Consider the following 19,294-nt stretch of genomic DNA (forward strand, 5'->3'; position numbering starts at 1 on the left):
CCACCAGGGTGATCAGCCGGGCGACGGCCCTCGGCCGCCCGCTGCGGGCGGCGGCCACCAGCGAGGTGACGTCACTGTTCACGCCCCCGCGCGCGGTACCCCCGCGCGCCCCGGGTCCCCCGGCGTCAGCCGCCGGGCACCCCGTCCGCGTCCGGGGAGCGGGTCCGCGCGGTACGGGCCGCCGAACCGCCCAGCAACCCGCGGACCCGGCTGAACGCACCCCCGGTCGCCTTGCGCGGGTGACCCTGGACACGGGGGTCGTCCGTGACGTCGTACCGCCGGACGTACGTGCCGAGGAACGCCTGGAGGGTGGCGACCGCCGGAATGGCGATCAGCGCGCCCACCGCGCCGAGCAGCGCCGTGCCGACGATGACCGAACCGAAGGCGACGGCCGGGTGGATGTCCACGGTCCTGGCGGTCAGCTTCGGCTGGAGCAGGTAGTTCTCGAACTGCTGGTACACCAGGACGAAGATCAGCACCCACAGCGAGTACCAGGGGTCGACCGTGAAGGCGATCAGCATGGGCAGGGCGCCCGCCAGATACGTGCCGATGGTCGGGATGAACTGGGAGACCAGGCCCACCCACACCGCGAGGGCGGGCGCGTAGGGCACCGTCAGGGCCTCGAACAGGACGTAGTGCGCGACGCCGGACACCAGGGCCATCAGCCCGCGCGAGTACAGGTACCCGCCCGTCTTGTGGACGGCGATCTCCCAGGCCCGCAACACCTCGGCCTGTCGGGCGGGCGGCAGCACCGAACACAGCGCGCGCCGCAGCCGCGGGCCGTCCGCCGCGAAGTAGAACGCGAACAGCAGCACGGTCAGCAGGTGGAACAGCCCGCCCAGCACCTGCGCGGAGACGTCCAGGACACCGGTGGCGCTGTCCTGGATGTACTTCTGGAGCCAGTCGGAGTGGACGAGGCTGTCCTGGACCTTGACCCGGTTCAGTTCGGTGCCGAACGTCGTGTTGGTCCAGTTGATGACCGAGTCGAGGTACTTGGGGAAGTCCTCGGAGATGCTCGCGATCTGGCCGGCGAGCATCGATCCCATCATCGTGACGAAGCCCGCCGTCACGACCACCAGCCCCAGGAACACGGTGGCCGTGGCGAGACCCCGGCGCATCCCCCGCGCCGCCATCCAACTCACGGCGGGTTCGATGGCCAGCGCCAGGAAGAACGAGATCAGGATGTTGATCAGCAGGCCGGTGAGCTGGTGGAACGCCCAGCTGCCGAGCTGGAAGCAGGCGTACAGGGCGAGGGCCAGCACGATGGCGCGCGGCAGCCAGCGGGGCATCTTGACGCTCCGGTCGTCCACCGGGGCCGCTCCGTCGGACCGGGCCGCGGGCGGCGGTGCCGCCCCGGTGGACGGGGTGGGGTCCCGGGATATCCGTGCCGCCCGGGAGGTGTCGGCGCCGTCGGCCGGACCTGCCGTGCGCGTGCTGTCGTCCGTGTCATCAATGGGTGCCACCGTGCAAGTTTCGCCTACGCCACGCGGTTTCCGCCCCACCCGTGCGCATCGGACGCCCCGGCCCGTGCGCGGCGGCGGCCGGTCAGCGCAGGTGCGCCGGCACGCCGACCGCCTCGCACACCGCCCGCCACACGTCCTTCGTCTCCCAACCGGCCGCGAGCGCCTGGTGCACCGTGCGCCCGTCCAACTCCGCCATCACGTGGTCACGGGCGAAGGACTCGGCGTACCCCGCGCCGAAGTGGTCCGCCATCCGCTGCCAGAAAACCGTCAACCGCATGCCTTCAGTATCCCGCCCCTGAGGGTGCAGCCGGACCGGTACGGCTCCCCGCACGGCGCTCGGCCTCTACGGTCGTGACATGGCCGAATCCGGAGCTTTCCCCCTGCCCTCGCAGCCCGCCACACGTTCCACCGCCCCGGCTCCCGGAGCCGCGCAGCCCACCCCGGCGCACACCCCGCTCGCCCGCGCGGCGGACTTCCTGTGGCTCACCGCGCGGGTGCTGGAGCAGCGCAGGTTCGCGTACGAGTTCCTGGGCGCGGCCGACGCCGACGCGGTGGAGACCGCCCTCGACGCGTACCGCACCGAGGACGGCGGCTACGGGCACGCCCTCGAACCGGACCTCAGGGGACCGGTGAGCCAGCCCCTGCACGCCGCGCACGCGCTGCGGGTGCTCGACTCGATCGGGCGGTGCGGCGGACAACGCGTGGAACGGCTCGGCCGCCACCTGACGTCCGTGTCCACCCCGGAGGGGGCCCTGCCCTCGGTCCTGCCGACCCAGCGGGCGTACCCGTCCGCGCCGTTCGTGCCGGTCGTGGACCATCCGCCGGGGGACCTGCTGGCGACGGGCCCCGTGGTGGGCCTGCTGCACCGCAACGACGTCTGGCACGCCTGGCTGTTCCGGGCGACGGACTTCTGCTGGCACGCGGTGGAGTCGCTGGAGAAGTCGCACCCCTACGAGATCGAGGCCGCGATCGTGTTCCTGGACTCCGTGCCGGACCGCTCGCGCGCGGAGGCCGCCGCCGACCGGCTGGGACGGCTGGTGCGGGAGCAGCGGCTCGCGGTCCTGGACCCGGAGCGACTCGACGACTTCCCGGTGGCCCCCGGGTACGCGCCCAAGGAGCACCACTACCCGCACCACTTCGCGCGCTCCCCCCGCTCGCTGGCGCGCGCCTGGTTCACGGAGGCGGAGATGGCCCGGTCGCTGGACGTGCTGGCGGCGCAGCAGCAGAGCGACGGGGGCTGGCCGATCCAGTGGCGGCTGTGGGCGCCCGGCACGGCGCTGGAGTGGCGCCCCATCGTCACCCTGGAGGCGTTGCGCACCCTGCGGGCCCACGGCCGGTCCATCGGCTGAGCCGCCCGGTCCGGGGCCGGGCCGGGCGGCTGTCGGTCACCCGGTCAGCGCCCGCACGCCGGCCGTGACGGCCACGGCCGCCCCGACGACGACCAGGAAGGGCGCCCGCAGGACCAGGGCGAGGGCCGCCGCGCCGAGCCCGGCGGCCTTGGCGTCGAGGAGCAGTTCGGCGCCGTCGGAGAAGGTCTGCTGGGCGGTGAGCGCGGCGAGCAGCGCCACGGGTACGAGGGCCGCCAGGCGGCGCACCAGTGGGCGTTCCAGCGCGCCGGCGGGCACCAGGAGGCCGAGCAGCTTGACGGCGTAACAACCGACGGCGGTGACGCCGATCGCGATCCACACGGTCGTCTCGGTCATCGGTTCCCCGGCCTCCTCCCGGTGTCCCGGCCGGTGCCTTCGCCATCGGCGTCGTCAGCAGGGCGGCGGGGAGCCTCCCCCGGGTCCGCGGCGGGTCCGTGTGCAGGGCTCCGGCGCCCGCTGAGGTACAGGACCACGGGTGCGGCGAGGGCCGAGAGCAGGACCGGCACCCCGGCCGGCAGCACCGGCAGCAGCCCCAGGCCGAGGAGGATCGCCAGGGCGGCGACGGCGCGCTCGGCGGGGGTGCGGAGCATGGGCGCCAGCAGGGCGAGGAACACTGCGGGTCCCGCCGCGTCCAGGCCCCAGGCGTCGGTGTCGCCGATGGCCTCCGCGCCCAGGGCGCCGAGCAGCGTGGTGAGGTTCCAGAGCACGTAGAGGGTGAGCCCGGTGACCGTGAAGCCGATCCGGGCCGCCCGGCGCGTGGGCTGGGCGAGCGAGACGGCGGTGGTCTCGTCGATGACCCACTGCGCGGCGAACGGCCGCACCGCCCGGGGCAGGGCGAGCAACTGGGACAGGCGCAGTCCGTAGAAGGCGTTGCGCACGCCGAGGAAGAACGCGCCGGCCGCCGCCGTCAGTGGGTTGCCGCCCGCGGCGAGCGCCCCCACCAGGGCGAACTGGGAGGCCCCGGTGAACACCAGGAGGCTCAGGGCGCAGGTCTGGAGGAGGGTGAGTCCGCTGCCCGCCGCGGTCACACCGAAGGCGAAGCCGGAGAGGCCGACGGCCACGCCGACGCCCAGGGCGTCCCGGACGACGGCGGCGTCGCGCTTGGTGGGCGCACCGGGTCTGACCGGGGCGTCCGTCGGGCCCGCGGAGGCGGGTGCTATCTGTTCTGCCACGCCTTCGACGGTACGACGGGGCCGCCGGACGGTTCTTGTACGTTCTTGCGCTCGCGCTGGTAGGCGCCGGGGGGCACGCCCACTATGCGGGTGAAGTGACGGTTGAGGTGGGGTTGGTCACTGAAGCCGACGGCGACCGCCACGTCCGCGGGGCGCACGCCGGCGTCCAGCAGCCGACGGGCGCGGCGCACCCGCGCGTCGGTGAGCCAGCTGTGCGGGGGCATCCCGTAGACGTCGCGGAAGGCGCGGAGCAGGGCGAACGGGGTGGTGCCCAGGTCGGTGGCGAGGCGGTGCAGGGTCGGCGGCCGGTCCAACCGCTCCTCCAGCACGGCACGAGCGCGGGCGGCGGTGCGGGCGCCGGCCGAGCGGACGGGGCGCTGGGGCAGCGGTCCGCCGTTGCGCCGCAGCAGCCGGGTGACGGCGGCCCGCAGGAAGGTGTCGGCGGCCAGCGGGTCGCCCTCGTCGGCGGCGCGCAGCACCCGGTGGACGAGGCCGGCGGCGTACGGGTCGTCCAGGACCGGGCTGGTGAACCCGGGGGCGCCGCGGATGCCGGTGGTCTCGGCGGCGATCTCGGCGACCAGCTCGGGCCCGGGGTAGACGGCACCGTACCGCCAGCCCTCGGGGACGCCCGCCCGGCCGGTGTGCGGGGTGTCGGGGTTGACCAGGGCGAGCGTGCCGGGGCCCGCGTACTGGTCGAAGCCGCCGTGGTGGAAGATCTCCACGCCCTCGCTGATCGCGGCGATCACGAAGCCCTCGTGGGTGTGCCGGACGAAGTTCTTGTGGACGTACCGGGCCCGCAACAGGTCGACCCCGGGCAGCTCCGGGTACTGCCAGTGCCGCGCGCGTTCCACGTTGCCGCCCATGGGTCCCATTCTGCGCCAGTCGCCCGCTCCGCCGCCCGGGACCGCCGCACGGGGTGTTCGCGCAGGTCGGGGCGGTTGTCAGTGGTGGGGTGCAGGATGGGGACATGGTGCGGTCTGCTCTCGATGCGTTCTCCCCCGCGACCCGCGGTTGGTTCTCGGGGGCGTTCTCCGCGCCCACGAGCGCCCAGAGCGGCGCGTGGCGGGCGATCGGCGAGGGCTCCGACGTGCTGGTCGTCGCGCCGACCGGCTCCGGCAAGACGCTGGCCGCGTTCCTCGCCGCGCTCGACCAGCTGACCTCCGCGCCGGTCCCCGCCGATCCGAAGAAGCGGTGCCGGGTGCTATACGTGTCGCCGTTGAAGGCGCTCGCGGTGGACGTGGAGCGCAATCTCCGCAGCCCGCTCACCGGCATCCGGCAGGAGGCGGTCCGGCTCGGGCTCCCGGAGCCGGAGGTCCGGGTCGGCATCCGCTCGGGCGACACCCCGGCCGCCGAGCGCCGGGCCCTGGCGAACCGCCCGCCGGACATCCTGATCACCACGCCGGAGTCCCTGTTCCTGATGCTGACCTCGGCCACCCGGGAGGCGCTGACGGGGGTGGAGACCGTCATCCTGGACGAGGTGCACGCGGTGGCCGGCACCAAGCGCGGCGCGCACCTGGCCCTCTCCCTGGAGCGGCTGGACGAGCTGTTGGAGCGGCCCGCCCGCCGCATCGGCCTGTCCGCGACGGTCCGCCCGGTGGACGAGGTGGCGCGCTACCTCTCGCCGGGGCGCCGGGTCGAGGTGGTGCAGCCCCCTTCGGGCAAGGAGTTCGACCTGTCGGTGGTCGTCCCGGTGCAGGACCTGGGGGAGCTGGGCGGTTCGCCGGCCTCCCAGGCCGGTGCGGACGGGGAGCGCCCCTCGATCTGGCCGCACGTCGAGGAGCGGATCACCGATCTGGTGCTGGCCCACCGGTCCACGATCGTGTTCGCGAACTCCCGGCGCCTCGCCGAGCGCCTGTGCAACCGGCTGAACGAGATCGCGTACGAACGGGCCACCGGCGTCCCCTTGGGGGAGGACCACGCGCCCGCCGAGCTGATGGGCGGTTCCGGGGCCGCGCGGGGAGCGCCGGCGGTCATCGCGCGGGCCCACCACGGTTCGGTGTCCAAGGAACAACGGGCTCTGGTCGAGGAGGACCTGAAGGCGGGTCGGCTGCCCGCCGTGGTCGCCACGTCCAGTCTGGAACTGGGCATCGACATGGGCGCCGTCGACCTCGTGGTCCAGGTGGAGTCGCCGCCTTCGGTGGCGTCCGGGCTCCAGCGGGTGGGGCGGGCCGGGCACCAGGTGGGCGCCGTGTCGACGGGGGTCGTGTTCCCCAAGTACCGGGGCGATCTGGTGCAGTCCGCGGTGGTCACCGAGCGGATGCGCGCGGGCGCGATCGAGTCGCTGCGGGTGCCCGCCAATCCGCTGGACGTCCTCGCACAGCAACTCGTCGCGATGACCGCGATGGACACCTGGCAGGTGGACGACCTGCTGGCGCTGGCGCGCCGGGCGGCACCCTTCGCCTCGCTCCCCGAGTCGGCGTTCACCGCGGTCCTGGACATGCTCGCGGGCCGCTACCCCTCCGACGCGTTCGCCGAACTGCGTCCGCGCGTGGTGTGGGACCGGATCGCCGGTACGGTCACCGGTCGCCCCGGTGCGCAGCGACTCGCCGTCACCTCCGGCGGGACCATCCCCGACCGGGGCCTGTTCGGGGTGTTCCTCGCCGGGGCCGACCCGAAGAAGGGCGGCGGCCGGGTCGGCGAGCTGGACGAGGAGATGGTCTACGAGTCACGGGTCGGGGACGTGTTCACCCTCGGCACCAGTTCCTGGCGGATCGAGGACATCACCCGGGACCGCGTGCTGGTCTCCCCCGCGCCGGGCGTGCCGGGCCGGCTCCCGTTCTGGAAGGGCGACCAACTCGGCCGCCCCTTGGAACTGGGCCGCGCACTCGGCGCGTTCCTGCGCGAGGTGGGTGCCCTGACCAAGGACGACGCCCGGTCACGACTGACGGCCGCCGGACTCGACGCATGGGCCGCCGACAACGTCCTCGCCTATCTGGACGAACAGCGCGCGGCGTGCGGACACGTGCCCGACGACCGCACCATCGTGGTGGAGCGGTTCCGCGACGAGCTGGGCGACTGGCGGGTGGTCGTCCACTCCCCCTTCGGCGCCCAGGTGCACGCCCCCTGGGCGCTCGCGCTGGGCGCCCGGCTCACCGAGCGGTACGGCATGGACGCCCAGGTCATGCACGCCGACGACGGGCTGGTGCTCCGCCTTCCGGACGCCGATCTGATGGGCCTCGACCTCCTCGACGCCGAGCCCGGCCGGACGGGCGACGCGTTCGACGCGGAGCAGGCCCCGGTCGGCGCCGCCGACGTGCTGTTCGACCAGGGCGACGTCAACCAGGTCGTCACGGACCAGGTCGGCGGCTCGGCACTGTTCGCGTCCCGGTTCCGGGAGTGCGCCGCGCGGGCGCTGCTCCTGCCCCGCCGCAGCCCCGGCAAGCGCACCCCGCTGTGGCAGCAGCGCCAACGGGCCGCGCAACTCCTCGAAGTGGCGAGCGACTTCGGTTCCTTCCCCATCGTCCTGGAAGCGGTCCGCGAATGCCTCCAGGACGTGTTCGACGTGCCGGGGCTGACCGAGCTGATGGGCGACATCGAGTCCCGCCGGGTCCGACTGGTGGAGGTCACCACCCAGGAACCCTCCCCCTTCGCCCGCTCGCTGCTCTTCGGCTACGTCGCCCAGTTCCTGTACGAAGGCGACTCACCGCTGGCCGAGCGCCGGGCGGCGGCCCTGTCCCTCGACTCCCGGCTGCTCGCGGAACTGCTCGGCCAGGCGGAACTGCGGGAACTGCTCGATGCTCAGGTGCTGACCGAACTGGAGGGCGAACTCCAGTGGCGCACCGAGGACCGACGCGTCAAGGACGCGGAGGGCGTCGCGGACCTGCTGCGCCTCCTCGGCCCGCTGACCCCCGCAGAGCTGGCCGAACGGGGCGCCGAAGCGCAGTGGGCGACGGACCTCGCCGCCGCCCGACGGGCGATCCGGGTGCGGATCGCCGGGGCGGACCACTGGGCGGCCGTCGAGGACGCGGGGCGACTGCGGGACGCGTTGGGCACCGCCCTGCCGGTCGGCGTGCCGGAAGCGTTCACGGAACCCGTGGGGGACCCCCTCGGTGACCTCCTGGCCCGTTACGCCCGCACCCACGGCCCGTTCACCTCCGCGGCGGCGGCCGGACGGTTCGGGCTCGGCAGCGCGGTCACCGACGGGGCGCTGCACCGACTCGCGGCGGCCGGACGGGTCGTCCAGGGCGAGTTCCATCCGGCGGGCATCGGCCAGGAGTGGTGCGACACGACGGTGCTGCGCCGGCTGCGCCGCCGCTCGCTGGCCGCCCTGCGCCAGGAGCTGGAGCCCGTCCCCCCGGCGGCCCTCGCCCAGTTCCTCCCCCGGTGGCAGCACGTCGGCGAGCGCGGCGGGCTCCGCGGGACGGACGGACTGGTGCGGGCCGTCGAGCAGTTGCAGGGTGCGGCCGTGCCCGCATCGGCGCTGGAGAAGCTGGTCCTGCCCTCCCGGGTCGGCGGGTACGCCCCGGCGGTGTTGGACGAGTTGACCGCATCGGGCGAAGTGGTGTGGGCGGGCGCCGGCGCGCTCCCCGGCAAGGACGGCTGGATCAGCCTCTATCTGGCCGACACGGCGCCCCTGCTGCTACCGCCGCCCCAGCCGCTGGAACTGACGGAACTGCACCGGTGTGTGCTGGACGTCCTCGCCGACGGGTACGGCCTGTTCTTCCGTCAGATCGCCGACCGGGTGCGGACCGGCACCCACCCGGAGGCCACCGATCCGCAGCTCGCCGACACCGTCTGGGACCTCGCCTGGTCGGGCCGGCTGACCAATGACACGCTCGCCCCGCTGCGCGCGCTGCTGGGCTCGGGCCGCACCGCCGGTTCGACGGCCCACCGCGCCCGCCGGACGGTCCCCCGCGGCCGGTACGGATCGCTGACGGGCGCCGCCCGCCCGGCCTCCCGGGGCGGGCCGCCCACGGTCGGCGGACGGTGGTCGCTGCTCCCCGCGGCCGAGCCCGACCCGACCCTGCGCGCCCATGCCCTGGCCCGCACCCTGCTGGACCGGCACGGGGTGGTGACCCGCGGCGCGGTCGCCGCGGAGGGCGTCGAGGGCGGGTTCTCCGCGGCGTACCGGGTGCTGTCGGTGTTCGAGGAGAGCGGCCAGGCGCGACGGGGTTACGTGGTGGAGGGGCTGGGCGCGGCGCAGTTCGCGATGGACGGGGCGGTGGACCGGCTGCGGGCGATGGCCGCGGCGCGGGAACGCGGTGCTGCCGCCGACGGGGGTGACCTCCACGGGGGCCGCGCCCCGCACGGCATCCCGGACTTCCTCGACGAGGTCTCCCCCACCGTCGACACGGGCGCCCCACACGAGTTCCCGACGCCGTACGGAGGCGGGCCCGGCCGGTCGTCCGCATCCGGTGCCGGCAAGCCCGCGGCGGGTGGCCCACGGGCGGTGGTCCTGGCGGCGGCGGACCCGGCCAATGCGTACGGTGCGGCCCTGGGGTGGCCCGAGCCGCCGACCGGCGCCGGCCACAAGCCCGGGCGCAAGGCCGGTTCGCTGGTCGTCCTGGTCGACGGCGAGCTGACGCTGTACATGGAGCGGGGCGGCAAGACCCTGTTGGCCTGGCCGACGGACCCGCCGACCCAAGCGGAGGCACAGGACCCGGCCGCGCCGACCCGGGCCGCCGGGCAGGACGCACGGCTGGTGGCGGCGGCCGAGGCGGTGGCCGCCGCGGCCCGCGAGGGGGCCTTGGGCACCATCACCGTGGAACGGGTCAACGGGGCCCCCGCACTGACCTCGGCACTCGGCGAGGTCCTGGAAGCGGCGGGATTCCACGCCACGCCCCGGGGACTGCGGCTACGCGGGTGAAGTGAGCGCTTCGGCCCGGGTCGGCGGCCGGACCGTGTCACCCTGGACGCATGCCTGAGGGCGACACGGTCTGGCAGGCCGCACAGCGGCTGCACCACGCGTTGACGGGAGAGCAACTCACCCGCTCCGACCTGCGAGTGCCCAAGCTGGCGACGGTGGACCTGACGGGACGTACGGTCCTGGAGGTCGCGCCGCGCGGCAAGCACCTCCTCACCCGGATCGAGGGCGGCCTGACCCTCCACTCGCATCTGCGCATGGACGGTTCGTGGCGGCTCTACCGGCCCCGGGAACGCTGGAGCGGGGGACCCGCCCACCAGATCCGCGCGGTACTGGGCACCCGTGCCTGGACGGCCGTCGGGTACCGGTTGCCGGTGCTCGATCTGCTGCGGACCGCTGACGAGCACCGGGTCGTCGGACATCTCGGTCCCGATCCGCTGGGCCCCGACTGGGACGCGGACCGCGCCCTGGGGAACCTGCTGGCGGCGCCGGACCTGCCCCTCGGCGAGGCCCTGCTCGACCAGCGGAACCTGGCCGGCGTGGGCAACGTCTACAAGTCGGAGCTGTGCTTCCTGCTCGGTGCCACCCCGTGGCTCCCGGTCGGCGCCCTGTCCGCCGAGCAGGCGGCAGCCGTGCCCGTCCTCGCGCGGCGGCTGCTGGAGGCCAACCGCGACCGTCCGCACCGGGTCACCACGGGCCGTCGGGACCAGCCGCTGTACGTGTACGGTCGGGCGCCCCGCCCGTGTCTGCGCTGTGGCACCCCGGTCCGCCGGGCCGAGCAGGGCGACGGCTCCCGTTCCCGTCCCACGTACTGGTGCCCGTCCTGCCAGCAGGGCCCGGCCCCTCCCCCGCCGGGCCGGTGAGCACCCGGATCAGGGGCGCGGGAGCCGTGGTCGGCGTCCGGCACGGCGGGGGCGGCCCCGAGGTGACGTGCCCCGTACCCGGGAGGAGGTGGGCGCGGGCGCACAGTGCACCGGCAGCAGGCTCAGGCCCCAGCCGCCCGCCGCGACGGTCCCCTCCAGCAGTCCGGCCGAGGGGGCGAGGGCGAGCCTCAGCACGGCCCAGCACCACAGGGCCCCGCACACCCCGGCGGCGACCCGGGCGAGCGTGCGCCCCGACACCGGCCGTCGTCCTTCCACCCGCCCGACGGAGCGGGCTCAGCCGTTCTCGGCTTGGAACATCCAATGGTGCTTTTCGAGGTCAGCGGTGATCTGGATGAGGATGTCCTGGCTGACGGGGTCGGCCTCGGCAGTCGTGTCGACCCGTACCCGCATCCGGGTGATCACCGCGGCGAGCGCGGTCACCAGGGTGCCCACGGCCTCCACGTCCTTGATCCAGCCCTCGGGCACCGTGCCGATGCCGCTGGTGGCGGCCACGGTCCCGGCCCGACCGTCCGGGGACACCCCCAGCGTGGACGCGCGCTCCGCGACCGTGTCCGAGTGCAGCCGGGCGGTGTCGACCACCTCGTCCAGCTGGAGGTGGACCGAGCGGAACCGTGGACCGACGACGTTCCAGTGGATCTGCTTGGAGATCAACGAAAGGTCGACCAGGTCCACCAGGGCGCCCTGGAGCGCTTCGGCCACGGTCTTCATGTCGGCGTCGGACAGCGGACTCTTCACGACGTACATCCCGGTCCTCCGGTTCCACGGTGGGGATCATGCCTCTTCAACCATGGCACACCTACCCGAAAGGGGGCATCCAAACCTGTTCCCCCGATACCCCTCCCGAAGGGCTTCCCGACGGCCGCGCGGCACCCCGGACACACCACAGCCCCGGCCCGGACGCCCCCGCACCTGAAGCGGGGACGTCCGAACCGGGGCTCGGAGACGTCAGGGGACGCCGTGGGACCGCGGGCGGTGGCAGCGGTCAGGCCGCGACCACGTCCACTGCCTCCGCGGGCGCCTTGATCGTGACCCGTTCCGGTGGCACGCCGGTCACCGAGACGGAATTGAGCATCGGGCGCACCGGTGCGGGCACCGGCTCGTTGGCCGCAGACTCGGCCAGCTCAGCAAGGGCGAGCTCATCGCTCACCTCATGCATCAGCTCGGACATCCGTACGTCAAGCGCGTCGCAGATGGCGGAGAGCAGCTCGGAGGAAGCCTCCTTCTGCCCCCGCTCCACCTCGGAGAGATAGCCGAGTGACACTCGGGCGGACGAGGAGACTTCGCGCAGAGTACGGCCCTGGCGCTGGCGCTGCCGACGCAGCACGTCACCCAACAGGCGACGGAGCAGAATCATCGGTTGCTCCCTCCTCGGACCGTGTAGCCGCATCCTTCACGCCCCACCGTACCGCCTAGTGCCGCGGCCGTGCGGGGAGCGATGTCGTGTTCACTCAGGGCTGCAAACATCAAGTCCCCCCGTTCTGTTCCGTATCCTGTGCGCGGTCGTGTCCGGGCCCGTCGGACAGCCGCTCCAGCAGCAGACCGAGCACGCTCCGTACGCTTTCCCTACGGATTTCCGCCCGACCGCCGTTCAACCGCAATGCGACCACTTTGCCGCCGTCCCGTGGCCCGCGCACCGCGAGGTACACCGTTCCGACGGGCTGACCGTCCTGGGGCGCCGGGCCCGCGACACCGGTGGTGGCGATTCCCCAGTCGGCCCCGAGGGCGGTGCGCACCCCGTCCGCCATCTGGAGGGCGACCTCGGCGGCCACGGCACCCGCCGAGGCGAGGAGGTCACCGTCGACTCCGAGGAGCCGTTCCTTGAGCCCGGTCGCATAGGCGGTCACCGAGCCCCGGAAGGCGTCGGAGGCGCCGGGCGTGTCCGTGATCGCGGCCGCGACCAGGCCGCCGGTCAGCGACTCCGCGACCGCGAGGGTCTCGCCCCGCTCCCGCAGCAGCCGCAGTGCCGTGGCGGCCGGCTCGCTCACCGCTCGGTGTCCCGTTCGCCGGCGAAGCGGGTGGCGCTGCCCGCTGCCTCGGGGGGCGCGTCCGTCCGCTCGTGCGTTCCCGGGTCCGCCGAAGCGGCGCCCTCCGCCGGTACCCCGGTGGCCTGCGCGCGACCCGCGGGGTCCCCGGTCGGGCCGGGTTCCGGGGCGGCCGGGGTCCGCTCCTCGGCGGCGCGGACGCGCTCGACCCGGGCCGCCTCGCGGTCCACGGCGTGCAGGGTGTCGGCCGCCTGAGCCCGGCGCTCGGCGATGCCCTGGCGGCGGAGCACCACGGCCTGGCGCACGTAGTCGAGCCCGGTGACCACGGTGAGGACCACCGCGACCGCCATCACCCAGAACCGCAGGGTGGCGAGCGGGCCGGTCAGCGCCAGCACGTACATCCCGACGGCGGTGCCCTGGGCGAGCGTCTTCAGCTTGCCGCCGCGGCTGGCCGGGATCACTCCGTAGCGGATGACGATGAAGCGCAGCAGCGTGACGCCCAGCTCACGGCCGAGGATCACCCCGGTGACCCACCAGGGCAGCTCACCGAGCGAGGACAGACAGAGCAGCGCCGCGCCCATGATCGCCTTGTCGGCGATCGGGTCGGCGATCTTCCCGAAGTCGGTGACCAGGTTGTACGTCCGCGCGAGGTGCCCGTCGAACAGGTCGGTGATCATGGCGACGGCGAACGCCGCCCAGGCGAGGGAACGCCAGGCGGGGTCGTATCCGCCGCCGGCCAGCATCAGCGCCACGAAGCCGGGCACCAGCAGCAGCCGGACCATGGTGAGGATGTTGGCGATGTTCCAGAGACTGGCCTGGTTGACGGCCGCAGCGCCCAGCTTGCCGCCGGGCACCGGCCTACCGGAACCGCCCGCCGTGGATGCCGGGACTCCGGTCATCTGGCCGCCTCCTCAGTACACACGCCGCTCGTGGTCAGTTCCGCGACCTCTGCCAACAGGTCAACGCCTTCGGTGCCCACCACCTTCGCCCTGACCATACGGCCGACGGTGAGTCCGGCGGCGCTGGTGAAGCGCACCTGGCCGTCCGTCTCCGGCGCCTGGTGGGCGGCGCGCCCCACGGCCCCCTCGTCCTCGTCGGGGTCGTCGGCGGAGCCGAGGGACTCGACCAGTACCTCAAGTGTCTCGCCGAGACGCTCGTCGGCGCGCTGGGCGGTGAGCTCGTCGGCGAGCTGGGACACCCGCGCGAGACGGTCCGCGACGGTGTCCACGTCGTGCTTGTCCTGGTAGGTCGCCGCCTCGGTGCCCTCCTCGTCGGAGTACCCGAACACGCCGATGGCGTCGAGCCGCGCATGGGTGAGGAAGCGCTCCAACTCGGCGAGGTCGTCCTCGGACTCGCCGGGGAACCCGACGATGAAGTTGGACCGCACGCCCGCCTCGGGTGCCTTGGCGCGGATCTGGTCGAGCAGTTCCAGGAAGCGGTCGGTGTCCCCGAAGCGGCGCATCGACCGCAGCACCGCGGGCGCGGAGTGCTGGAACGACAGGTCGAAGTAGGGCGCGACCTTCTCGGTGCAGGTGAGCACGTCGATCAGGCCGGGCCGCATCTCGGCGGGCTGGAGGTAGCTGACCCGCACCCGTTCGATGCCGTCGACGGCCGCGAGCTCGGGCAGCAGCGTCTCCAGCAGGCGGATGTCGCCCAGGTCCTTGCCGTAGGAGGTGTTGTTCTCGGAGACCAGCATGACCTCCTTGACGCCCTGCTCGGCCAGCCAGCGGGTCTCGCCGAGCACGTCGGAGGGACGGCGGGAGATGAAGGAGCCGCGGAACGAGGGGATCGCGCAGAAGGTGCAGCGGCGGTCGCAGCCGGAGGCCAGCTTCACCGACGCGACGGGCGAGGAGCCCAGCCGGCGGCGCAGCGGGGCGCGCGGCCCGGACGCCGGGGCGAGCCCGTCGGGGAGGTCGCGCGGCGCCGGGGCGGCTTCCACCGGGGCGTGGCCGGGCAGGGCCACGGCCGCGCCGGCGGCCTGCCGCTCGGCCGGGCTGATGGGCAGCAGCTTGCGGCGGTCGCGGGGGGTGTGGGAGGCGTGGACGCCGCCGCTGAGGATGGTCTGGAGGCGGTCGGAGATGTCCGCGTAGTCGTCGAAGCCGAGGATGCCGTCGGCTTCGGGCAGGGCCTCGGCGAGGTCCTTGCCGTAACGCTCCGCCATGCAGCCCACGGCCACGACGGCCTGCGTTCTCCCGTGTCCCTTGAGGTCGTTGGCCTCCAGGAGGGCGTCGACGGAGTCCTTCTTGGCGGCGTCGACGAATCCGCAGGTGTTGACGACGGCGACGTCCGCTTCCTCGGCGTCCTCGACGAGCTGCCAGCCGTCCGCCTCCAAGCGGCCTGCCAGCTCCTCCGAGTCCACCTCGTTACGGGCGCAGCCGAGAGTGACGAGAGCGACGGTGCGGCGTTCGGGCATGGGCTCAAGACTACTTCGTCCTAGTGACCGCACTCGCGCCTCGGGGCACCCTTGGGGACCGCCGGGCGGCGCGCGGCCCCGTACCGCTCCGCGGGCGGGGTGCCGCAGCCCCCCGTCCGCCCGGGTCAGCCCGCCTGGGGATCGCCCTTGGTGTAGGTCAGACGTTCGATCTGGCCGGGCTGGAAGTCGTCCTCGATGGCCTTCCCGTTGACGAACAGGTCGATCGCGCCCGCGTTGCCGAGGACGAGGTCGATCTGCTGCTTGTCCTGGAAGGTCTTCGAGTCGCCCTGTTCGAGGGTGCCGTCGAAGAGGGTGCGGCCGTTGAGGTCCTTGGCCGAGATCCAACTCCGCCCGTCGGGGGCGCTGACCTTGACGGTGACCTTGTCCTGGGGCACCGCGGCGATCGCGCTGCCGGACGGGTCGGGCTTGGGGTCGGCGGGCTTCGGCGGGTTCGGCTTGGACTTGGTGGTGTCACCGGCGGGGGTGGAACCGCTGCCCGCGACGGGCGTGCGGCTGTTGTCCCCGCCGTCGTCGCCCTTGAACGCCGTGAAGCCGACGAAACCGATCACCGCGACGATCGCGGCGACCATGGCCGCGGTCCAGTTGGGCCGGCGCGGCTCGGGCCGGATGCGCTCGGCCTCGAACAGCGGCGCGGCGGGGGTCGGCGCGGGCCGCCCGCCGTGGTCGGCGTCGAAGCGCTCCAGCAACTCGGCGGGGTCGAGGCCCACGGCGCGGGCGAGCGTCCTGAGGTGCCCGCGGGCGTAGACGTCGCCCCCGCAGCGACTGAAGTCGTCCTGCTCGATGCCGTGGATGATCGGGATGCGCACCCGCGTGGCGGTGCTGACCTCGTCCACGGTCAGCCCGGACTCGATGCGCGCCTGCTGGAGGACGCGACCGATCGAGGGACGGTCTTGGGCCGGCAGGTCGACGGGACCGAGGTCGTCGGCCGGCCGGTCGTCTTCAGGGGAGTTGCCGATGGACACGGGGGCGCCTTTCGAGCGTGAGCCACCTGCTGGAGGTTCAGTCTAGGGGGGGTACGAAAGAGTGGGGCAACCGGTCGGTACGACTTTGTACGCCATTTGCACGGTGCGGCGACGGCCGCCCACCCGCAGGAGCCGAGGTGCTGGTTGTCCCTCCCCTCAACTTGACGAACGCCGTGGGGAAACGGTTGCCCTGCGCCCCCGAACGGGTGAGAACCGAGGGGAACCGCCCCCCCGAACGGGCGAGTGCCCCGCAGGAGGCCGTTGCGGAGCGCCCCCTCCGTTCGGGGGGAGTTGGGCGTGTCGCGTTTCCGCGGGTGCCGAGCGTCGGAACCCGGGGCCCGCTAGTCGCCAGCTTCCCCCCGGATCACCGCCAGCACCCCGTTCAGCTCGTCGGACTTCACGAGAACGTCACGTGCCTTGGACCCCTCGCTGGGGCCCACGATGTTCCGCGACTCCATCAGGTCCATCAGACGACCCGCCTTCGCGAAGCCGACGCGCAGCTTGCGCTGGAGCATCGAGGTGGAGCCGAACTGGGTGGACACGACCAGTTCGGCGGCCTGGCAGAGCAGGTCGAGGTCGTCCCCGATGTCCTCGTCGATCTCCTTCTTCTGCTTGCCCCCGACCACCACGTCCTCGCGGAACACGGGGGTCATCTGCTCCTTGCAGTGCCGCACCACCTCGGCGACCTCGTCCTCGGTGACGAAGGCGCCCTGCATGCGGGTCGGCTTGTTGGCGCCCATCGGGAGGAAGAGGCCGTCGCCCTTGCCGATGAGCTTCTCCGCGCCCGGCTGGTCCAGGATGACCCGGCTGTCCGCCAGCGAGGAGGTGGCGAACGCCAGCCGCGAGGGCACGTTCGCCTTGATCAGCCCGGTGACCACGTCCACCGAGGGCCGCTGGGTCGCGAGCACCAGGTGGATGCCCGCCGCCCGGGCGAGCTGGGTGATGCGGACGATGGCGTCCTCGACGTCCCGGGGGGCGACCATCATCAGGTCGGCCAGCTCGTCCACGATCACCAGCAGGTACGGGTAGGGCTGGAGCTCGCGCTCGCTGCCCTCCGGCGCCGTGACCTTGCCGCTCCGTATGGCGGCGTTGAAGTCGTCGATGTGCCGGAACCCGAAGGCGGCCAGGTCGTCGTACCGCAGGTCCATCTCCCGGACGACCCACTGGAGGGCCTCGGCGGCGCGCTTGGGGTTGGTGATGATCGGCGTGATCAGGTGCGGGATGCCCTCGTAGGCGGTCAGCTCCACGCGCTTGGGGTCGACCAGCACCATGCGGACGTCCTCGGGCGTCGCCCGCACCATGACCGAGGTGATCAGACAGTTGATGCACGACGACTTGCCGGATCCGGTGGCGCCGGCCACCAGGATGTGCGGCATCTTCGCCAGGTTGGCCATCACGTAGCCGCCCTCGACGTCCTTGCCGAGCGCGACGAGCATCGGGTGGTCGTCCTCCGCCGCGTCGGCCAGCCGCAGCACGTCACCGAGGTTGACCATCTCCCGGTCGGTGTTCGGGATCTCGATGCCGACCGCGGACTTGCCGGGGATCGGGCTGATGATCCGCACGTCGGGGCTGGCGACGGCGTAGGCGATGTTCTTGGTGAGCGCCGTGATCCGCTCGACCTTGACGGCGGGTCCGAGCTCGACCTCGTAGCGGGTGACCGTCGGCCCCCGGGTGAAACCGGTGACGGCCGCGTCGACCTTGAACTCCGTGAACACGGTGGTGAGCGAGGCCACCACGGCGTCGTTCGCGGCGCTGCGCGCCTTGCCGGGGCCACCGCGCTCCAACAGGTCGAGGGAGGGCAGGGAGTACGTGATGTCGCCGCGCAGTTGCAACTGTTCCGCGCGCGGCGGCAGCTCCCGGTGGACCTCGGGGGCGGACTTGGTCAGATCGGGCACCGGTGCGCCGGGCTTGCCCGGGCGGGCGCCCGGCGGCGCCGTTTCGCGCCCCCGCGCGGGGGGCACGGACGGGGTCGGCTCGGGGTCGCGGTCCACGGTGACGCCCTGGGTGAGGTCGGCGACCAGGGGCGAGGCCGGCACCCCGTTCAGCACGGCGCCGTCCAACGCCGCGGCAGCGGCGGCGGCCACGTCCACCGGGTCCGCGCGGCCGTCCAGGTCGGCGGGGAGCGCGGGCTGCCTACGGGGCCTGCGCCGGCGGGTGAGGGCCGCGTCCTCGGCCCGCTCCGGGTCGTACTCCCCCGGCGCCCCCGTCCGCCGCCCGGAGCGCCCCGGCAGCGCCTCGCGCCACTGCTCCTCGTACCGTTCGTCGTCGTCCGCTTCCCGGGCCGCGTAGTCCTCGGCGGGCTCCACGAGGCCGAGCCGCACCCCGAGTTGCCGCAGCCGTCGCGGGATCGCGTTGACCGGGGTCGCGGTGACGACGAGCACGCCGAACACGGTGAGCAGCACCAGCAGCGGTACGGCGAGCACCTCGCTCATCGTGTACGTCAACGGGGTCGCCGCGCCCCAGCCGACCAGTCCACCGGCGTCCCTTATCGCCTGCATGCCCTCGCTGCGGGCGGGCGAGCCGCACGCGACGTGCACCTGACCGAGGACGCCGACGACGAGGGCGGACAGTCCGATGACGATCCGACCGTTGGCGTCGGGCTGCTCCGGATGGCGGATGAGGCGCACCGCGACGACCGCGAGCAGTATCGGCACCAGCAGGTCGAGGCGGCCGAACGCGCCGGTGACCAGCATTTCCACCAGGTCGCCGACGGGCCCGCGGAGGTTCGACCAAGTGCCCGCGGCGACGATCAGCGCGAGGCCCAGGAGCAGCAGGGCGAGGCCGTCCTTGCGGTGGGCCGGGTCGAGGCCCTTGGCCCCGCGACCCACGCCCCGGAACATCGCTCCCACCGTACGGGCGGTGCCCAGCCACAGGGCCCGGACGAGGCGGTAGAGGCCGCCGGTCGGGCTCGGGGCCGGCTTCGGGGCGGGCTTGGGCGCGGGCCTGCGGCCGGCCGGCTTCTTGGTGGGCGCCTTGGCGGCCGGCTTCTTCGCCGGGGCCTTCTTCGGTGGCGGCTTGCGGGGGGCCGCGGCCTTCTTCGCCGGGACCTTCGCCGGTGCTGCCGCCTTCTTGGCGGGCGACTTCTTGGCTGAGGGCTGACGTGAGGCCATGGGTGTGAGGTTACCGGTGTGGGACACGGGGGACACGCGCCGTGCAGCTTCACCCGTTCGTGTCGTGGCTGCGTCGGACGGGCCTTGACGCCTCGGTGGGCGGTGCCGCTGATGCCC

At 73.6% G+C, this 19,294-nt stretch carries 16 protein-coding genes; 3 read left to right on the forward strand and 13 right to left on the reverse strand.

Features of this window, described 5'->3' with window-relative positions; all coding sequences use genetic code 11:
• Positions 1 to 125: 125 nt before the first annotated feature.
• Positions 126 to 1,382 carry an AI-2E family transporter gene (locus ACFWIA_RS32200; RefSeq protein WP_387010812.1) on the reverse strand — a complete coding sequence of 419 codons (1,257 nt, stop codon included), beginning with the start codon at positions 1,380 to 1,382 and terminating at the stop codon, positions 126 to 128.
• 163 nt (positions 1,383 to 1,545) lie between these two features.
• A complete protein-coding gene (locus tag ACFWIA_RS32205) occupies positions 1,546 to 1,740 on the reverse strand; it encodes a DUF3046 domain-containing protein (protein WP_387010793.1) in 195 nt (64 codons plus the stop codon).
• Positions 1,741 to 1,819: 79 nt separating this feature from the next.
• Here ACFWIA_RS32205 and ACFWIA_RS32210 point away from each other — a divergent pair, with 79 nt between their 5' ends.
• Positions 1,820 to 2,812: a hypothetical protein gene (locus ACFWIA_RS32210; RefSeq protein WP_387010794.1), complete on the forward strand. Its 993-nt coding sequence runs from the start codon at positions 1,820 to 1,822 to the stop codon at positions 2,810 to 2,812.
• 36 nt (positions 2,813 to 2,848) lie between these two features.
• On the opposite strand, the gene ACFWIA_RS32215 is transcribed toward ACFWIA_RS32210, so the two are convergent.
• From ACFWIA_RS32215 to ACFWIA_RS32225, 3 genes are read right to left on the reverse strand one after another with little or no spacing between them, the layout of a single operon-like run.
• Positions 2,849 to 3,166, reverse strand: coding sequence for an AzlD domain-containing protein (locus tag ACFWIA_RS32215; protein ID WP_387010795.1), 318 nt, complete (start codon positions 3,164 to 3,166; stop codon positions 2,849 to 2,851).
• On the reverse strand, positions 3,163 to 4,002 hold the full coding sequence (locus ACFWIA_RS32220) for an AzlC family ABC transporter permease (RefSeq protein WP_387010796.1): 840 nt from the start codon (positions 4,000 to 4,002) through the stop codon (positions 3,163 to 3,165). Before ACFWIA_RS32220 ends, ACFWIA_RS32215 begins: the two co-directional genes overlap by 4 nt.
• A complete protein-coding gene (locus ACFWIA_RS32225) occupies positions 3,987 to 4,865 on the reverse strand; it encodes an AraC family transcriptional regulator (RefSeq protein WP_387010797.1) in 879 nt (292 codons plus the stop codon). Before ACFWIA_RS32225 ends, ACFWIA_RS32220 begins: the two co-directional genes overlap by 16 nt.
• A gap of 104 nt (positions 4,866 to 4,969) precedes the next feature.
• On the opposite strand from ACFWIA_RS32225, the gene ACFWIA_RS32230 reads away from it, so the two are divergent.
• Together ACFWIA_RS32230 and ACFWIA_RS32235 are read left to right on the forward strand one after the other, a co-directional pair.
• On the forward strand, positions 4,970 to 9,808 hold the full coding sequence (locus ACFWIA_RS32230; RefSeq protein WP_387010798.1) for an ATP-dependent helicase: 4,839 nt from the start codon (positions 4,970 to 4,972) through the stop codon (positions 9,806 to 9,808).
• Positions 9,809 to 9,858: 50 nt separating this feature from the next.
• On the forward strand, positions 9,859 to 10,668 hold the full coding sequence (locus ACFWIA_RS32235; RefSeq protein WP_387010799.1) for an Fpg/Nei family DNA glycosylase: 810 nt from the start codon (positions 9,859 to 9,861) through the stop codon (positions 10,666 to 10,668).
• Between the two features lie 9 nt (positions 10,669 to 10,677).
• Here ACFWIA_RS32235 and ACFWIA_RS32240 read toward each other — a convergent pair whose 3' ends face one another.
• The 8 genes from ACFWIA_RS32240 to ACFWIA_RS32275 form a co-directional block, all read right to left on the reverse strand.
• On the reverse strand, positions 10,678 to 10,926 hold the full coding sequence (locus tag ACFWIA_RS32240; RefSeq protein ID WP_387010800.1) for a hypothetical protein: 249 nt from the start codon (positions 10,924 to 10,926) through the stop codon (positions 10,678 to 10,680).
• Positions 10,927 to 10,962: 36 nt separating this feature from the next.
• Complete coding sequence (locus ACFWIA_RS32245; protein WP_387010801.1) at positions 10,963 to 11,433, reverse strand: Dps family protein; 471 nt, start codon at positions 11,431 to 11,433, stop codon at positions 10,963 to 10,965.
• Between the two features lie 238 nt (positions 11,434 to 11,671).
• Positions 11,672 to 12,043, reverse strand: coding sequence for a helix-turn-helix domain-containing protein (locus ACFWIA_RS32250; RefSeq protein WP_387010802.1), 372 nt, complete (start codon positions 12,041 to 12,043; stop codon positions 11,672 to 11,674).
• A gap of 109 nt (positions 12,044 to 12,152) precedes the next feature.
• Positions 12,153 to 12,674, reverse strand: coding sequence for a CinA family protein (locus ACFWIA_RS32255; protein ID WP_387010803.1), 522 nt, complete (start codon positions 12,672 to 12,674; stop codon positions 12,153 to 12,155).
• The gene (gene pgsA / locus ACFWIA_RS32260; protein ID WP_387010804.1) at positions 12,671 to 13,570 is read right to left on the reverse strand and encodes a CDP-diacylglycerol--glycerol-3-phosphate 3-phosphatidyltransferase; all 900 of its coding nucleotides are present in this window, start codon (positions 13,568 to 13,570) and stop codon (positions 12,671 to 12,673) included. Before pgsA ends, ACFWIA_RS32255 begins: the two co-directional genes overlap by 4 nt.
• Positions 13,567 to 15,084, reverse strand: coding sequence for a 30S ribosomal protein S12 methylthiotransferase RimO (rimO, locus tag ACFWIA_RS32265; protein WP_387010805.1), 1,518 nt, complete (start codon positions 15,082 to 15,084; stop codon positions 13,567 to 13,569). The genes pgsA and rimO overlap by 4 nt, the downstream gene beginning before the upstream one ends.
• Before the next feature lie 125 nt (positions 15,085 to 15,209).
• On the reverse strand, positions 15,210 to 16,067 hold the full coding sequence (locus ACFWIA_RS32270) for a helix-turn-helix domain-containing protein (RefSeq protein WP_387010806.1): 858 nt from the start codon (positions 16,065 to 16,067) through the stop codon (positions 15,210 to 15,212).
• Between the two features lie 341 nt (positions 16,068 to 16,408).
• Entirely contained in the window at positions 16,409 to 19,177 is a 2,769-nt protein-coding gene (locus tag ACFWIA_RS32275; RefSeq protein ID WP_387010807.1) for a DNA translocase FtsK, read from the reverse strand.
• Positions 19,178 to 19,294: the final 117 nt, after the last annotated feature.

The organism is Streptomyces sp. NPDC127068, assembly GCF_042724695.1.
Classification (GTDB): domain Bacteria; phylum Actinomycetota; class Actinomycetes; order Streptomycetales; family Streptomycetaceae; genus Streptomyces.